The sequence below is a fragment of the Pseudomonas sp. TNT2022 ID1044 genome (genome assembly GCF_028656895.1).
GTDB classification, from domain to species: domain Bacteria; phylum Pseudomonadota; class Gammaproteobacteria; order Pseudomonadales; family Pseudomonadaceae; genus Aquipseudomonas; species Aquipseudomonas reinekei.
This window is the reverse complement of record NZ_JAMDHB010000021.1, coordinates 22,081-38,109: the sequence shown is the minus strand read 5'-3', so window position 1 is coordinate 38,109 and position 16,029 is coordinate 22,081. Positions and strand designations below refer to the sequence as shown.

The following is a 16,029-nucleotide window of genomic DNA, read 5'->3' as shown; positions in this document are numbered from 1 at the left end:
CCTTGAAGTGCAGAATTCAGGCGTTACCGCCCTTGGTTGTTACGCGCCCTGGAACACCCAGCAGCGCACGGTTAAGGGTTTGTTGAACATCGCATTGCCCGCACCCTGCGACGCGCGAACGGCGCTGTAGGTGGGCTTGTTGGTATCCAGCAGCTTGCGGCTGCGACACTCGGTCAGCAGCGTGCGCAAGGTCTTGAGGTCAGCCAGGTTCTGCCGGTGCTCGCTGGCCTTTTCGGCGAACTCGTTGAGGTTGATCGCGATAAGTTTCGGGTCGGTGCTGTGGTTGACCTGCGGGCCTTCGCCCAGGCTTTCGAGGTACTCGTAGACTTCCCAAAACTCGGCAACCAGCGGGTGATCAGCGCTGATCGCGGCTTGCCGTTCCAGGGCCATGACCATCAACGCCTGCTGAGTCGTGGCGATATGGTTTTCATCGAGCGGGCATACCAAGCGCAGACAATCCACCAGGGCCATCAACTGGCTGTGGTTCTTGATGATCCGTTCCACGCGGATTTCTTTGAGCTTGCGCAGCTGCTGTTCGTGAACAAGCACGCGCTGGGCAAACTTCGCCATCACCTGCGCTTCCGATCGCACGGCCAGCAACAGAAAATGGCTCAGGTGTTCGACCGGGATCAGGTTCAGGTTGTCGGCCGCTGCGCGGCTCTCGGTGGTGACCTCCGGGCGCGCAAAGTGCGATTTGATAATCCGCGTAAGGATTGCCTCAGACGCGTTGACATCGGCGTTCTGGCTAATCGCAATAGCGCCGCGAAACGGCGGCTCATAGGTCTCGTTACCGCTGGTTTTCATGCCCTTGGTGCCGAGCGTGCCGCCGCCGTAGAAGTCCTTCAGCTCGTCCCAGTCAAAGCCCTTGGCGTGCGCCTTGTCCGGTTCGTTGCGGTCGCCCTCGATCAACACCACCGGCATGTTGGAGACCTGGCCCATGGCCCGCTGGCGGCCGGCGCGAGTTGATTTCGACGGGTCAAAGCCTTCGTGTTCGCGACCCAGCAGTTTCCACAGGAACATCAACAGAGTGGTCTTGCCGGCACCGGCTTCCCCGGTGACCTCAAGGAACGGAAACGACTTGTACTGCGCCCGGATCTGCTCGGCGAACAGCGCACCAAACCAGAACGCCAGGGCAACGATGCCCTTGGCGCCAAAGCACAACCACAGCATCGGCAGCCAGTCACTGCGGTACACCTTGCTGTCGCGCTGAATGTGCATGGCAATCGACTTCTGAAGCGTCTTCAGCCGCAGCTTGCCGAACTCGAAAAAGTCCTCTTGGTTCACCTGGCTGACAATGCCGTTGCGCACTGCAATGTCACCAAACACGTAGCACGTGTGCTGCTTGCTGTAGCCGATGAAGTCGATGGTCTCCACGGTTTTCAGGCCGAAGAGCTGGTCTTTCATGATCTTGTCGAGCTGCTGGCCACTGCCGGTGAATACCGCGCCGGCAGCCATGCTGAGCAGGCGTTTTTTGAATTCGCTGGCAGCAGCGACCTGGCCACCGGTGAAGGTGTTTTTGACGCTGCCGCCGTCGTGCGGGAAGTCGACGCGGAAGTAGTACCAGGATTCGTCGGTGACTTCGTTGCGCTGGAAATAGAGCGCCTGTGGATAGCAGTTGGCGATTTCCACCACGCCGCCGCATTGGCGCAGGGCTTTTTGGCGGCGCTGTTTGTCATTGAGCAGCTGGTCTTCGTGGCTGGTGGATGTCTCCAGCGACAGCATCGCCTTGTTGAATTTCTCCAGGTCCATCTTGAACCAGTACAAGCGGCTGTCGAAGCCGAAGTGAAATTCATGGCGCTCACGCCAGTCGTACATCAGCACGCCTTTCTCTGAGGCGCTTTCAGCAATCAGCAACGAGCCGTGGTATCGAGCGATGGCCAGGTCTTTTTTGACCTGATCGGTGCGCAAGTTTTCGTCATCGATAAAGGCCCAGCGCTGGTGCAGATCATTCCAGTCAACCTTGCGGCTATCGGGCTGAGGAATCTGCGCCGCCTCGCACTCATAGCCTAGGGCGCGCGCCTGGCGCACCCAACGCTTGGTGTACTTGTGCGCACCCGGCTCGTTATCCAGAGCCCACACCAGCTTGGGCAACTTGCCGCCGCGCAACCGTGACAGCTCCTTCAACGACTCTTCAGGGAAGGCGCCGGACGACATCGCCGACACCGCCGCAATGCCGTTATGCACCATGGCAATGGCGTCAAAGATGCCCTCGACAATCCACAGCTCTTTGACGTCCAGCAGCTCGACGCAGGGCGGGCACCACCACACGCCACGCGGGCTATCACCGGGTTTGAACCGCGCTTTCATCTTGCCGAAGCGGTGCGGTCGATCGATCAACCGCTCCCAGTACCCACCCTTGTCCAGGGCGAAACGCACCGTCGCGCTGCCGGCATTCAATTTGTCGTTGAAGTACGAGTCCTGAGTAAACCAGCCCTGAATCAAATCCAGGCGAAAGCCGCGCGCAAACTCCAGATACGCCCGGGCCGTCGCGTTGGGATGCTGCTCAGTCGCCGGCGCGCGCTTGCTCCAGTCGTCGAACAGGTCTTCGTAGATCTCCTTCACATGCCAGGTCTGGCCACACTTGCCCCGGCCGCAACGGATAACCCAAGGGGAATCGTGGAACGCGTACAGCTCCTTCTTCTTGCACGCCGGACATTCGCCTTCGCGCATGTATCGGCCGGCCTTGTGCTTGAGACCGTAGTCGGCCTGGAGCCGTTGCAGAATGTCGGCGCGTAAGTCGTCTTTCATGTTCATCGGGGCTTACTTCACTTCGCCGAGGCAGTGTTTGAGGGCGCCAATCAGGCGTTTTTGCGCGGCCATCACCGGGAAGGCCGTTAGCAGCGAGCCATGCCGTAAACCCTCGGGGACCAGTCGGAATCGATCGTCATACCAGTACTCGTTGAACTGCATCGCGTACTGGCTACGCAGCGTTTCGAGCAACGCCTCAGCCTGCGAACGGCTCAGTCTTGCGGTGATGGCGACATCGACTTCCATGGTCCACCTCGGATTTCGGGCAAAGTTCACCCAAACCCATGGGGTGCAGGGCAGGGCGGGCGTTTTAGAAAGGGCTTACTGAGGGTGTTGCTTGAGGACGGACTCGCGCTGGGCAAGCAAGGTTTGCGGAAGCAGCCTCGCCGGTACCGGGTAGCGCAGATCGGCGCGGGTGTCGATCAAGTGCACGACCGTGCAGCCGGGGCTGTTGCCCCAGTCCACACCGATCCACTTGCGCTGATTGATCACCTGCAATTCAGTCCAGGCGTTGTGCACTAGGCGTTCCGCCATGAAGACAGGCACTTCCAGCGACGTGGCCAAGTGGCGAACGCAGTTTTCATAGAGCAGGTCCGAGTCCACCAGGTACTGCGCTTCATGCCGTTGCAGGTAGGCAAATGCTGCTTGCTGCATGCTGCTGCGGTAGTCAGAAGTCAGGTATTGAGTATCCATTTTGTAAAGCCCTCACTGATCGAGTGAATCTGCTGGTTCTTTTTGGAGAAACAACTGACAGGCATCACTTAGCGTGTCCTGTGCTGAAAAAAGGTGCGCTCGGACTTGTGTGTAGTCCTGTGAGTCCCATGCTCTTTCCATGGCATGCTTAAGGTCGACCCGGTGATGGTCGAGTGCAATCAGCAACTCAAATACCTGCATGGCGTCGTCCCTTTTCAGGGTAATGGCGGCTTGCTGTTCAATGGACATAGAAAACCTCGGAGTTAATGGAATGGCGATTTACTACAAGCACGACATCGAAAAGCGCTTGAAGGAGTTGGAGGTGCACTACGAAAAGCTGCGCACCGTTTTGCAGGGAAAGAAGCCATCGGAGGCCTTTGCGGACCAGTTCGGAATGGACCGAAAGGTGTTTGTTGAAAGCCGAGTCTTTGTCGACTTCCCTGAAGTTCAGATTCAACTCGACCACTTCAAGTCGGAACTGGCCGGCATCAAGGCCCTTAAAACCTCCGCTGAAAAACCAATTAAATAGATCGTCGGCGATACTGGATGGAGTGAGGTTCATAACACTTGCTCCATCCCCAGCGACTCCAAAAGATCAGGCTGATCGCTGGCTGTTTTCATCGCAGCGCGGCGCAGGGCGATGTCGGCAATGGGCAAACGCACCGATGGGTTGGCCATGCCGCTGGGGCTCATTTCGTGAGTCATTTCGAACTCAGCGCGCACCGACCAGCCGCAGGCCTCGTTGGTGCATTGCAGGTAGGCCACGCGCAGGAAGATGTGTGTGCCTTCGCTGGTGCGGATGCGCATGCGGCCGAGGCAGTGCGGGCAAACCAGTTTGTATGTACTCACCCAGCGATCCCCCGACCGTGCAGTTGAATGGTTGCCAGCACTTCGGCGTAGCGGGCCGACATGTAATGCATCAGGGCGTTGATGATGGCCTGGGCTTCGCAGGACTCGATGACGCCGTCGTCCAATGCCTTGGCAATGATCTGATCCACCATGCCGCGCTTGGCAGCGGCTTTGACCGACCGGCTGTACAGCTCGACGTTGTCCAACTCGGCCAGTGCTGTGAGCGGGACAAACATGCCGCCGTATTTGGCGGCGATATAGCTCGGCAAATAGGCGGTGCCTGCAATCTGCTCAAGCCTATGAATGTGGTCGTCACTCAAGGGGCGGCTACCAGCACTCTCATAAGCCTGGTTATCAAACTTCTTCACCGGCATACCCAGTTCGGTAGCGGCATAGAGGCGACCGCCTGGGAAAGCGCAGATAACGGCGCTGACAACATCTTTCCGGCTGGCTAGAACTGGACGTTTCATCTTCTGGTTTCTCCTTGGCGCCACCGCCTCTACAGTTGATTCACAGCCTCAGTTTCATCAGTTAGCCCAGCGCAATCCACAAGGATCCCGGGCAGCACTTCTTTCCCAATCAACCTTGAAATATCGCGCAGGATGCGGAACGAGAGCCGCCCTCGTGGCAGAGAGTCGTGACCGGCCCAGCGCTGAACCACTTGCGTCACCGTGCGCGGTTCGTAGCCGTGGCTGATCGCAAACTGGCGAAAGTTGCTGCCGTTCTCGATCAGCCGCGCTTGAATCTGGCGCTTTTCCATGGCTTGGCTCATGGTTGATGTGTTCCTAGTTGGTTAATATGTACCTGTTTGTTCGCAGTATACGCACCAAAATAGGTGCGTCAACCGGATCTATGAAAAAATGAGTATAGCCACGCGTCTGCGCAGTGTTCTCGATCTGAAAGGCCTTTCGATCAAGGAGGCGTCTGAAATTGTAGGAATTCCTTACCGGACCCTACAGAACTATCTCCTAGATGAGAGGGAACCGAACGCCAAAGCAATGGGTGCGATACGCACCAATTTAGGTGTGAGTGTCGATTGGCTGCTCACGGGCGAAGGCTCAATGTTTCACGGTGTGTCGTCTGAAGGTTCAGATCCAGCAACTGAAAACATGCAGGAAAAGGCCATGCTTGAGCTGTTCCGTTCCCTGGGCGATGCGGGCAAGCGAGAGATACAAAGCGCTGCTGAGGAAAAGAAACGCTTAATGGATGTCGAGCAGCGCCTCAAGGATTTGACTGAAGCCCTTGCCGATACCAAACGGCCAGCATAATCTGTACCCATTAAGTACAAAGCGGTTTTTAAGACATCTTTCTTCATCTGATGTTGTAAGCAAAAATATAGAAAAAGCTCTAGATATTGAATGTGTCTGAGGAAATCTAAGAGGGTAGTTGTATGACCAAGGATGTAGTTAAAAGGGATATTGTCAGGGTTCCGCTTGATGAGTTGCATTTTGACCCGAATAACCCTAGGTTTTCTCGTTACTTTTCGGAGGGTGATCAACCTGTTGACAAAGTAATAGAGCGAATGATTAAAGCGGAAAATGTTCAAGAGTTAATGGGATCAATTGGCGAACAGGGTTATTTTTCCGGTGAGCCGCTTCTCGTTTCAAGAACTAATGGTGCTTTATATGTTGTGGAAGGGAATCGACGGCTTGCAGCATTAAAGTTGCTTTCCGGATTAATTAAACCTAGCCCGCCGCTGCCATCAATTGAGGCCCTAAAAGCTGATGCGAAGGAAACACCTTCGGAAGTTGAGTGCATAATCTTCGAAGATCGCAAGGATATCTTGCGTTATTTAGGTTATAGGCATATTACGGGGCCAAAGCGATGGGATTCGCTCTCCAAAGCTAGATATTTGAAACAATTGAAAGATACTTTTTACAAGGATCTTCCAGATGACGAGCAACTTAGGGCCATTGCGAAGGAAATAGGTAGCAGGAAGGATTATGTTGCTCAGATGCTAACTGGTCTGACGGTTTTTGATAAAGCAAGTCAAGCTGGTTTTTACGGTCTTCAGCGTGTACAAGAGAATGATGTAGATTTTTCGGTTTTGACTACTGCTTTGTCGTACACGAATATTTCTAAATACTTGGGTTTGGAAAGTCGTACCGACATAGATGCGCATGGCCTGAGAGAAGATCATGCACATGATGTTTTTTCTTGGATGTTTGCCCAAGATCAACAGGGCGACACTATCTTGGGAGAATCCAGGAATCTAAGGAAATTATCTTCTGTTGTTGCTAATCAAGCATCAGTGGAGGTTTTAAAGCGCGAGAAAAACCTTGCAATCGCATATCTTCATACCGAAGGACCTGCGAACGCTTTTAGCAAAACTCTTGATGGGGCGCTGAAAAAGTTGAATGAGGCGTATGATCTTCTGCCCACGGTCGATCGCTTCTCTGAAGAAAACAAAGCTGCCCTCGCCAAGATTGAGGATCAAGCTAGTGATATTAGCCTCCTCGTCACTAAAGCCCTCAGAAAGCAGAAAATGGGGGGTGACACCGATGCCTGAGGAATTGCTCCATACACTTGATGTTCCACCGAGAGAGACCAAAGGATTTCTTTGGGCCGATTATGTTGAGCTTAGATGTCTGACTAGTCAGGATGGCCTATATGGAGAAGGGCACGTAGTTGACTTGGAAACTGAGTCTGAAGAGCTAATGGTGGATGTTGATCTCGACATCGAAGAGTTTGTTAGTGCTGAGGATGGTGGTGAAAAAGGCAGTGAGGATAACGTTTTTTTTCGGAATAATGAGTCGGTTGCTCGAAAGTGGGCCGATATCTGCTCTCGATTAAATTCACGAATGATTTCCATGGAAGGTTATTGGCCATTCGAATTTCGAGAGGGCATATTATACAGAACCTTTGACTCGGGAAATTCTAAGCATGTCTTGTATGTCGCTCTTTTGATCGCATCCGCGCTTCGTTACTGTAATAAGAAACGACAAGGCGAAGTCGCCGCAAGTTTAGAAGAAATCGGCTACCATATTTTTCGTGCGATCATGCCTAAGGGGTGGGAAGTTCGACCGTTTGGGGCGCATCAGAATATTGCTAATGGGTTTGAGGGTACTCTTGCGCAAAAGTTGGCAAGTTTGGGAGAACAAATTTATCCAACGTACCTTAAACCTGCTGATGAGTTCGACGATAGGAATACTGGTGATGGCGGGCTAGACGTGGTCGCATGGCACCCATTGGGCGATGCATCCAGAGGTCATATTCCCGTTGTTTTTGCTCAGTGTGGGTGCTCTCCTGGTGACTGGGAGCATAAACAGTTTGAATCGACTCCGGTGAACATGGAGCTGAAGATATTGCCTCAGCATCCTGCGTCCAGTTTTTATATTATGCCGCATGATATGCGAAGTTTGACTGGTGGGTGGGAGCGGGGTGATCATCTGGGCAGAGTGATATTGCTGGATAGGCTTAGAATTATAAAATTAGCCGAGCAATATGAGCTTCCTGATACTTTTCCAGGCTGGCCCTTTGTGAAAGAAGCCAGCGAGTTGCGATTGGTTATTTAATCCCAGATATCTGGCAGCGCGGTCGCCACCGCCTCAAATAGCGGTGGTGGTACTGCATTTCCAACTACAGTGTAACGCTGAGTTAACGAGGCGTATTTTGTTTCTGGGAAGTTCAAATCACCAAAGCCTTGTAATCTTGCTGCCTCGCGATAGCTGAAGCGGCGAGCCGGCCCATCATGCTCAAACTTCCACACGTTGTGCTCCAGCTTAATCATTGGTGGACTCATAGGGTGCAAGGGCATGTGTCTTGGATTAGCAACTATCGTTCTAGACGTCTCATTCCAAGCGTTTCGTCTATCTCTCGACAAATAATACCAATGGAACGGTAAGTCATAGAACTCCCCGTCTGGCCAAGTGGGCATATCAGAGATTGCGTGCTCCATTGTTACAGTCGGAAAAGCGCGACTCTCTCCATGTGTCGGACTTGGAAATTCATACTCTATTCCGAAGTCGTTTCTAATGCCTACTATGAATATTCTTCGCCGTTCCTGTGCTACTCCGAACTCGGCTGCATTTAGGACGCTTGCCTTGACATTATATCCGGCCTCTTTGAATACTCTAAGTTGATCTTCAAGTAGGTGGCGAAAATTCTTACGTATCATTCCTGAAACATTTTCAACTATGAATGCTTTCGGTCGAATTTGTACGAGAGCGCGAGCGAACTCAAGATAGAGGGTATTAATCTTTTTGTCGGGATTTCTCAATCCACCTTGGCTGAAGCCTTGGCAGGGATAACATCCAACTAGAAGCTCCGCTGCTGGAAAGTGCTCAATCGTAGCAATGTTAGCGCGGATGTAGTCCGTTTCAGGGTGGTTTGCGAGGTAGACCTCGCGAGCGTAGTGCATGATGTCGTTAGCCATGAGCACGTCAAAGCCCGCGCGCAGGATTCCTGCGTCGGATCCACCACATCCCGAAAATAAAGATACTGCTGTTGGCATTCGTATTCCCCTTGAGCGCCGGCGATTATACGGATTCACGGCAGTTAATACAGGGCGCACGTCGATTATCCGTAACGGATCTCGGTTAGGTCGAACCTATTTCCAGCCTCCGCCACTCTCGGTTTACCGCGCGTTTAGCCGCTCTCTCAGACGCATACAGCCATCGCAATCGTCGTGGCTTGCTCTGATCGCCAGCCGTAACAGGCTTCTCTTGACCTGTCTTCTTGTCGCGGTAGTACGCGATGATCCCAGTGAAATCTCCCCTGTTCTCTTCCGCGAGATCTTCAACGGTAGCCTCCGGTAGCTTGCTTTCCAGCTCCAACCTCACTATGTATCCGATGTCAGCACTGAGCGTGTGCTGCACATTCACCCCATACCAGACGATCTCGTCAATCTCTTGCTTCACTCCTTCCATCGTGTAGCTCAGCTCCGGTATCAAATCCGGCCGGCCCATGGCCAGGGTGTAACTGAGCGTCGCACTCCCACGTTGCAACCGGTTGAACTCAGCCCGGGCAGCACGCAGGGCAGACTGTCGGTCGCTGTAGGTGTGGCGCAGGTCCTTGAGATTTTCCCCGCCGCCGGCAATGGCTTCTTGTTTCTTGGCGCTGTTCACATCGTAGAAGTAAGCGCGCACGCCGTCGTAGCTGTCTCGGTCTGCTTGCAGATAGCGGTGCTGGTCGCCGTCGGCTCGGGTAAGCGTGATGTGGGGCAGCTCGGCGCCGCTGGCGGTCTTGCCACCGCCGGCGGGCAGGCACAGCAGGCAACCAGCTTTGACAGTGACCACGGCGTCGAACTCTTCGCCGACGCGGCTGATCAGGTTGGCGTCGGATTCATTCGCCTGGTCTAGCTGCAGGATGGGCAGCCCGTCGAGGGCGCCGGCAATGGTGGCGGTCAGGCCGTTGCCCAAGGCGATATCGCCCAGCACGTCGCCGAGCGTGGTATTGCTCCAACTGCGTTCGCGCTTGGTCTTCAAGCCTTTGCGCAGGTCGGCCGAGCGGGCGCGGATGCTCAGCACGTCGGGCGCCCCGGAATGCTCGGTTTCATCAACGGTGTAAGTGCCCTTGTCGACCAGTCCGGTATCACTCCAGCCGAGCCACAACCGAACCACCGCGCCCTTGGGCGGGATGGCGAGCAGCCCGTCGTGGTCGCTGAGGGTGATGCTCAGTTGATCGGCCTCGATGCCGCGATTGTCGGTCAGGTCGAGGCTCATCAGGCGCGGGCTGATCAGTTGGGCTATGTCGTTGCCGTCCACTGTGATGCGGAACGCTGGCACCGGATAAGCAGCCTCGCGCTTGTAGCGCTCGATGGTTTTGTCCAGAAAACCGGTGACGCGGGAAAGGGCGGCATCAATCACAGCAGCGCCCTCATGATGCTGACGCCGGCGCTGGTACCGGCGCCGATCAGGTCGATACGGTCGTCATCGATGCGCTTGAGGCTGAGGGTGAATTCGATGCGCCGTGGTGTACCGTCGCGGAAGAAAATCGTCTTAGTTTCACTGAGGCTTTCGATGATCCACAGGCCGTAGATTCGGCCGCTGCCTTCGACTATCGGCCACGCCTTGCCGGTGTTGGCCATCAAGCGCAAAGCGTCGAGGCTGAGGGCGCTGCCGGCGAGTTCTGGCAGGATGATGCCGGGCAGGGTGATGGAGTCATCACCACGGCCAACGAACTGGCGAGCCGGCGCGGCGCCGACGCGGTTACTGCTGGCGTGGCGCCATTCGGTCTGGCGTTGCAGCTCCTGGTAGGCGGCGGTGGAAAGGCTGAAAACGAACATGCCCAGGGCAAGCATCATGGCGGGTTACTCCAGGTCGGACAGTTTGCTGCGCTGGCGGGCGCTTTTTTCGCGGGAGACGCGGGCCAGCTCGGCGCGCACGGCGCGAGCGATGGCGCGCTCATCCATGCCGGGCGTGGTGTGAATGTTGATTTCGTAGGTGTCGTGGCTGTCGTAGGCTGCGGCCGGCGCCGGGCTGATGGGCGCGCGATTGTCGATCGACACTGAAGAGGATGCGGCGGCGCCGGTCGGCAATTGCGGCAGTCCGATGGCGCCGAGCGGGCCAGCCACGGCGCCGAGCGCGCGTTGCCCGGCAGACATGAGTTGTTTGCCCATGTCAGTGATGGCGCCCAGCGGACCATCCTGGCCACCTTGCAGACCTTGGGTCAGCCCGGCCATGGTGAAGCCGCCGAGCGCGGTGAACACACGGGACGGGCTGTGGATACCGAGCTTTTCCTTGAACATGTTGATGGCGGAATCAGCAATAGAGCTGACGGCGTTCTTGATTTGCCCCAACCCCGCGAGCAGTCCGTTGACCAGGCCGTTGACCAGCATGTTGCCGAACTCGGTAAAGCGGCTCGGCAGATCCACGCCGAGGTAGCTCAGTACGCCAGCGAAGGCCTGGTAGATCAGGCCGATGGGGCTGAAGTTGGCGAGCGTGGTGAGGATGCCGCCGATACCGCCGCTGAAACCGGCTTTGATCTCAGTCCAGGCGTTGCTGAAGTAGAGTTTCACCGCGTCCCAGTTGCTGTAGATCAGGTACGCCGCACCGGCGAGCGCGGCAACGACGGCAGCGATGGCCAGCGCCACCGGGTTGGTGGCGAGGCCCCACAGGGCAATGCTGACGGTTCGCAGGGCGGTTACCAGTGCGCCGCTGAGGGTGCTGGCCAGCGTGCGAAGGCCTTGGCCCAGCATGGGGAGTGCATTGCGGGCCAGCCCCGAGATTGTCGGGGAAAGCTTCTGCATCGAACGTTGGGTACCAGCGCCTTCCTTGCTGAACATCGCCATGCCATAACGCATCACGGCGAAAGGGCCAAGAATGCCGGCCATTCCGATTGCCAGGCCACCGAATACGAACGACAGTCCGGCGACCAGCGCTACGACTTTGACCAGGCCTCCCGCCAGTTTCGGGTTCTCCCGCGCCCAGGCACCGACCTTGTTAGCCATGGCGCCCAGGCTGTCGATCAGTTCTTTCAGCTCCGGTGCGATAGCGGCGCCGAATTCTGCGAGGGCATTTGTGAAGCTACCTTCTGCCGCATCCATGACGTTGGTCAGGGTGCGAAGTTGTTCATTGACGCGTTGGCGCAGATCGGCTTGTTGTTGCAGCTTCTCCTGCACTTCCTGATAACCCGCCAATCCCTTGGTGCGCATCATGTCCAAGGCGATCATCGTTTCAGCGTCATCACCGAATAACTCTTTGGTGATTGTTCTGCGGTCTTCGTCGTTGAAGGCCTTGAGCTTTTCGACTTGGGCGTAGAGGTTTTCCAGGCCGGCGAAATTGCCTTTGTCATCGGTGAATTTGAACGACACGTCCTTGCCGGTTGCCTTTGCAACGTCGTTGGCTTTGCTGACTTTGTCCTTATTGAGTCCAGCCTGAAAGATTTTGCGGAACGCGTTGCCGGCGGCACCACCTTCCATGCTCATCTGATCCATCATGATCAGCAGCGGGGCCAGTTCCTTTGCTGCGTCCAGACCGTTCTTCTTGATGGTATCCATCACCGGGGCGATTTTGCTGAACCCTTGGAGCATGTTGTCAGGGTCTACCCCCGCATAAACGCCGCGCTGAATGGTGTCCATCAGCGACATCATGTCCTTCTCGGATGTCTGCGTGGCGTCCTGCATTTTGGCCGCGAATTCAGCAGCCGCTTCGGCGGGCATCTTGAGCTGCACGCCCAGATAAGCGGCGGCTTCACCCGTGCCGCCTAGGATGCTTTGTGCGCTGATGCCCTGGCGCCGCAGCATGGTCATCATGTTCTGAAAGTCGGCCGTGGTGCCGGGTAGCCGGTCGCCGAGTTGCGTCGCCAAATCGGTGATCTTCTGGTAGTCCTCCGCCACTTTGCCGGTGTTGTCCATCATCGACACTTTCAGCTGCGTGGCGGAGTCTTCGTTCGGCGCAAATGCGCCTACGATCTTCGCGAGCGGGCGACTTGCGGCGTAGCCCACGCCCAATCCGGCGGCACCATTGACCGCCATGTCACTGGCAAGGCTTTGCGTCTTCACCAGTTTGATGCGTTCGGCGGCCATGCGTTTTTGCTGGGCATTCAGCGCGATCAACCGTTTGCCTTGTTCGCTGATCGTGGTGTTGGTGGCGCCAATCTGCTCGCGCAGCTGGCGTTCGTGGGTACCGAGGTCTTTCGTGCTGATCCCTGCGCTGTACAGCTTCGAACGCAGGGCCTGCAACTGTTCCGACTGCTGCTGGTGTTGTGCCTTGAGCCGCTGGGCCTCACGCACGGCGGTGCGGAAGTCCTTGGCCAGTGCCTCGGTCGGAACGCCCGTGGCGGCAAACTGTTGGCTGAGCGCGCGCACTTTGTCGCGGGCCGAGGTGAGGGCGGTTTCGGTCTGTTCAGCGGCGGCGCGCTGTGTGCGCCAGGCGCTGACGTCTTTCTGCTGGGCGTTGAGTTCCTTGAGGCGGTCGCGCGCTTCCTTGAGTGCGCGGGCAGCGCCGATGCTGCCCTTGTCGATGGCCTTCAGGGGGCCGCTCGCCCGGTCAATTGCGTTGAGCAGTACCTGAAGTTTTAAGTCATTCGCCATCGGTGGAACTCCGCAACCTGGCGCGCTCGCGCCAGTCCATCAGTTCTTGCAGGCCGAGCTGGTCCATGTCAGCCGGCGCCCAATGAAAGACCACGGCCAGATCGGCCATGGCGTCCTCTACGCAACGAGGGAGGCGTCCATCTTCACCGACCTCTGCAACAAAAAATGCGCAACCTTGTTGCCGCAGGCGAGTAGATCGGCCGGGTCCATGCCCGCGGCTTCGGTGGCGGTGATGCTCGGCGAGGTGATGCGCGGCAGCACCTTGAGCAGGGCGGCGACGTCGAGGTTCAGCAGGTCCACCAGGTGCACGCCGCGCAGTTCGCCGGATGACGGTTTGCGCAAGGTGACGCTGGTGAAATACGACTTGCCGCGCACAATGGGAGTGTCGAGGTTGACGGTGTTGTCATCGGCAGCTGGCAGGGCTTCGATCGTGGTTTTTTCGGTACTCATAGGATGCTCCGGGCGGTGGGTTGACGGTGAGCGGATTAAAGGCCGATGGCGGAACGCTGCTTCTCCAGCATGTCCACGCCATTGACCTTCTCGATGAAGTTGAGCAAGTCGATTTCGATGATGTCTTCGTTGTCGACGATCAGCTTGTAGTAGCTGCAGGTGGTGGTGATGCTGTGTTCGGTGTCTTCACCAGGCGCCGCGTCGCCCATCTCGATGGTTTCGTGACGACCGCGCACAATGATTTCCACGGCGCTGATTTCACCAGTGTCGTCTTGCTGGAACGAGCCGGCGAAACGCAGTTGCACACCGGACGCGTTGACGCTGCCGAACTGCCGCAGCGCAATCAGGTCCAGCCCGCCGGTTTTCCATTCGAACTGGATACCGTCATCGGAGAAGCCGAGGTCAGCCTTGACCGGGCCGTTCATGCCGCCGCCGCGATAGCTTTCCATCTTGCGACCGAGCGGCGGTGGGGTGACGCTTTTGGCAACGCCCTGGTAGGTGTTGCCGTCGTTGAACAGGTTCATGTTTTTGAGTTTGCGAGGCATGGCCATGGCGTTGGTCTCCGGGGTACGGACTCCCCCGCAGGGGAGCGCCGATTCAGGCGTTCACTTTGCTGGCGAACTGGATCAGGTAGCGGTCGGTGATGCGCTGGCGAAGAGTCAGGTCTTCCAGCGGCGGCACGGGCGTGTAGTCGTAATCGAGGTAGAGCTTGCCGGCCTTGAGCGTGTCCTTGTCGTTGATGTCTTCCGGATACCAGCAGTCGCCGCCGATCAGGTAACCGCTGCCGACCATCTCGCGGAACTTGGCCTTGATGCTTTCGATCATGTCGCGCACCAGGGACGGGTGCATTGGCTTATCCACGGCCCACATCTGCGCTTCGGCCATGGTGTCGGCGAGGATCTGCGCGGTGCGGGTGTAGTTCTCGAAGGCAAACAGCGGATCGTCGCTGCACGTGCGGCTACCCCAGAAGCGGAAACCGCCCTCGTTGATCAGGGTGGTGACTTCGTTGCCGTTGAGGTAGTTGGCATCGGTGGCCGGGTTTTGCAGATCCCAGAACACGTCGGCGCTGATGCCGGTAACGCCGTTGACCGCGACGTTGGACAGGGTTTTGTGCCAGCCCACTTCCTGATCGATCTTGGCGCGCAGGCCAAGGGCACGGGCGACGGCCGAGGCTCTCACCGTGGCGCTGGTGACGGTGTCCCAGTTCTGGAAGTCTGGCCAGATCACCATGACTTCGCGGGCGCCGAAGTTCTCGCGATAGGCGACGGCTTCTTCCTTGGTTTTGCAGTCCCAGGCACTGACGTAGGAGAAGGCGCGCAACTGCTGGGCAATGCTCGCCAGCGCCGTGGCTACTGGTTGGCTGTCGAGACCAGGCACGCCGAGGATGCGCGGTACCATGCCGACTTTGGCCTTGGCGGATAGCAAGGCTTTCATGCCGGTGTATTTGCCGTCGGCGGTAGTGGTGCCAATCAACGCGCTGGCGGTTTCCGCCTCGGTGGCGCCTGCTTTGACACGCACGACGATGGTGTAGGGCTTGGTCTGATCGGCGATGGCTTGCAGGCTGGCGGCGAGGGTGCCGGTGGTGCCGGCCTTGCCGACGGCGGTTTGCACGTTGGTGAGCAGTACCGGCGTGTCGAGCGGGAACACGGTAGCGTCGGCATCGTCGGCCGTGCAGACCATGCCGATGACGGCGGTGGGGATGGTGCGAATGGGGCGGGTGCCGTCGTTGAGTTCGAGCACCCGCACGCCGTGAAGATAATCGGCCATGGTTTTGCCTGCGCAGTAAATGGGATGACAGTGCACAGGCTGCCGCGCGCGCGCCGGATGGGCGAGCGCATGGACTTGTAGGGCGATTGTTTACAGCGAGAGCATCAAGTTACTGCGGGTAATTGGCGATCCAGTCTGGGGCCGATGGCCGTCCAGGTTCGTCAGGGAATAACGGTGATGCCGGCCAATCGCGCAAGGCCTGAATGTACATCAGCAGCTCGCTGAATTGCTCGGGCGTCAGCGTCGTTTGCTCGCCAATGTCGAGCTGGTCGCGGTGCCGCTCACGCAGCCACTTAACACGCTCGATCTCTGCATCACGCCATGACCGCTCTCGCACCGAAAGCGCCTCGGCCGTTAGTGGTAAGGGATCGATCAGAATCGGCAGTCCCTGCGCATCGTGGCCGCGAATCTTTCCTTCGGCCGGGTTGCCAATCACCGACAGAAAACGCCCTTCATCGATCGGGACCACATCCGCCGGCATATTGTCGCCATGCAAGCTGGTTAGGTAGGTGCAGCCCGTGGTTTTACTGTAATAACGAGTGTCCATG

General features: G+C 57.0%; 20 protein-coding genes. 4 read left to right on the top strand and 16 right to left on the bottom strand.

The genetic code is table 11. The features are described from left to right. Positions 1–39 precede the first annotated feature (39 nt). The 4 genes from M5G20_RS21915 to M5G20_RS21900 form a co-directional block, all read right to left on the bottom strand. Complete coding sequence (locus tag M5G20_RS21915) at positions 40–2,754, bottom strand: toprim domain-containing protein (protein ID WP_273920855.1); 2,715 nt, start codon at positions 2,752–2,754, stop codon at positions 40–42. Positions 2,755–2,760: 6 nt separating this feature from the next. After that, entirely contained in the window at positions 2,761–2,994 is a 234-nt protein-coding gene (locus M5G20_RS21910; protein WP_273920854.1) for a hypothetical protein, read from the bottom strand. Between the two features lie 75 nt (positions 2,995–3,069). Continuing rightward, positions 3,070–3,441, bottom strand: coding sequence for a hypothetical protein (locus M5G20_RS21905; RefSeq protein ID WP_273920853.1), 372 nt, complete (start codon positions 3,439–3,441; stop codon positions 3,070–3,072). Positions 3,442–3,453: 12 nt separating this feature from the next. Continuing rightward, positions 3,454–3,690 carry a hypothetical protein gene (locus M5G20_RS21900; RefSeq protein ID WP_273920852.1) on the bottom strand — a complete coding sequence of 79 codons (237 nt, stop codon included), beginning with the start codon at positions 3,688–3,690 and terminating at the stop codon, positions 3,454–3,456. A 22-nt stretch (positions 3,691–3,712) separates the two neighbouring features. On the opposite strand from M5G20_RS21900, the gene M5G20_RS21895 reads away from it, so the two are divergent. After that, positions 3,713–3,970 (top strand): hypothetical protein, encoded by a 258-nt coding sequence (locus M5G20_RS21895; RefSeq protein ID WP_273920850.1) that lies wholly within the window; start codon positions 3,713–3,715, stop codon positions 3,968–3,970. A 29-nt stretch (positions 3,971–3,999) separates the two neighbouring features. Here M5G20_RS21895 and M5G20_RS21890 read toward each other — a convergent pair whose 3' ends face one another. From M5G20_RS21890 to M5G20_RS21880, 3 genes are read right to left on the bottom strand one after another with little or no spacing between them, the layout of a single operon-like run. Next, positions 4,000–4,290: an ogr/Delta-like zinc finger family protein gene (locus tag M5G20_RS21890; protein ID WP_273920849.1), complete on the bottom strand. Its 291-nt coding sequence runs from the start codon at positions 4,288–4,290 to the stop codon at positions 4,000–4,002. Beyond that, the gene (locus M5G20_RS21885) at positions 4,287–4,760 is read right to left on the bottom strand and encodes a YmfL family putative regulatory protein (RefSeq protein ID WP_273920848.1); all 474 of its coding nucleotides are present in this window, start codon (positions 4,758–4,760) and stop codon (positions 4,287–4,289) included. The genes M5G20_RS21890 and M5G20_RS21885 overlap by 4 nt, the downstream gene beginning before the upstream one ends. Before the next feature lie 29 nt (positions 4,761–4,789). Then, positions 4,790–5,050 (bottom strand): hypothetical protein, encoded by a 261-nt coding sequence (locus M5G20_RS21880; protein WP_273920917.1) that lies wholly within the window; start codon positions 5,048–5,050, stop codon positions 4,790–4,792. Between the two features lie 100 nt (positions 5,051–5,150). On the opposite strand from M5G20_RS21880, the gene M5G20_RS21875 reads away from it, so the two are divergent. The 3 genes from M5G20_RS21875 (at position 5,151) to M5G20_RS21865 (ending at position 7,805) form a co-directional block, all read left to right on the top strand. Then, positions 5,151–5,558, top strand: a complete 408-nt coding sequence (locus tag M5G20_RS21875; RefSeq protein WP_273920847.1) for a helix-turn-helix domain-containing protein — start codon at positions 5,151–5,153, stop codon at positions 5,556–5,558. 122 nt (positions 5,559–5,680) lie between these two features. After that, complete coding sequence (locus M5G20_RS21870) at positions 5,681–6,799, top strand: ParB N-terminal domain-containing protein (RefSeq protein WP_273920844.1); 1,119 nt, start codon at positions 5,681–5,683, stop codon at positions 6,797–6,799. Further along, positions 6,792–7,805 carry a hypothetical protein gene (locus M5G20_RS21865; protein WP_273920842.1) on the top strand — a complete coding sequence of 338 codons (1,014 nt, stop codon included), beginning with the start codon at positions 6,792–6,794 and terminating at the stop codon, positions 7,803–7,805. Before M5G20_RS21870 ends, M5G20_RS21865 begins: the two co-directional genes overlap by 8 nt. Here the strand turns inward: M5G20_RS21865 and M5G20_RS21860 are convergent. The 9 genes from M5G20_RS21860 to M5G20_RS21820 all read right to left on the bottom strand — a co-directional run bounded on the left by M5G20_RS21860 (position 7,802) and on the right by M5G20_RS21820 (position 16,028). After that, complete coding sequence (locus M5G20_RS21860) at positions 7,802–8,743, bottom strand: DNA cytosine methyltransferase (RefSeq protein ID WP_273920840.1); 942 nt, start codon at positions 8,741–8,743, stop codon at positions 7,802–7,804. The genes M5G20_RS21865 and M5G20_RS21860 overlap by 4 nt on opposite strands. 85 nt (positions 8,744–8,828) lie before the next feature. Further along, a complete protein-coding gene (locus M5G20_RS21855; RefSeq protein ID WP_273920839.1) occupies positions 8,829–10,097 on the bottom strand; it encodes a phage late control D family protein in 1,269 nt (422 codons plus the stop codon). After that, complete coding sequence (locus M5G20_RS21850; protein WP_273920837.1) at positions 10,094–10,534, bottom strand: phage tail protein; 441 nt, start codon at positions 10,532–10,534, stop codon at positions 10,094–10,096. The genes M5G20_RS21855 and M5G20_RS21850 overlap by 4 nt, the downstream gene beginning before the upstream one ends. Before the next feature lie 6 nt (positions 10,535–10,540). Beyond that, positions 10,541–13,264 (bottom strand): phage tail tape measure protein, encoded by a 2,724-nt coding sequence (locus tag M5G20_RS21845; protein ID WP_273920835.1) that lies wholly within the window; start codon positions 13,262–13,264, stop codon positions 10,541–10,543. Beyond that, the gene (locus tag M5G20_RS21840) at positions 13,254–13,373 is read right to left on the bottom strand and encodes a GpE family phage tail protein (RefSeq protein ID WP_273920833.1); all 120 of its coding nucleotides are present in this window, start codon (positions 13,371–13,373) and stop codon (positions 13,254–13,256) included. Before M5G20_RS21840 ends, M5G20_RS21845 begins: the two co-directional genes overlap by 11 nt. Before the next feature lie 8 nt (positions 13,374–13,381). Further along, a complete protein-coding gene (locus M5G20_RS21835) occupies positions 13,382–13,714 on the bottom strand; it encodes a phage tail assembly protein (RefSeq protein WP_273920831.1) in 333 nt (110 codons plus the stop codon). Positions 13,715–13,749: 35 nt separating this feature from the next. After that, positions 13,750–14,265 (bottom strand): phage major tail tube protein, encoded by a 516-nt coding sequence (locus M5G20_RS21830; RefSeq protein WP_095189078.1) that lies wholly within the window; start codon positions 14,263–14,265, stop codon positions 13,750–13,752. A 46-nt stretch (positions 14,266–14,311) separates the two neighbouring features. Next, on the bottom strand, positions 14,312–15,481 hold the full coding sequence (locus tag M5G20_RS21825) for a phage tail sheath protein (RefSeq protein ID WP_273920827.1): 1,170 nt from the start codon (positions 15,479–15,481) through the stop codon (positions 14,312–14,314). Between the two features lie 109 nt (positions 15,482–15,590). Then, positions 15,591–16,028, bottom strand: coding sequence for a phage tail assembly chaperone (locus M5G20_RS21820; protein ID WP_273920825.1), 438 nt, complete (start codon positions 16,026–16,028; stop codon positions 15,591–15,593). Position 16,029: the final 1 nt, after the last annotated feature.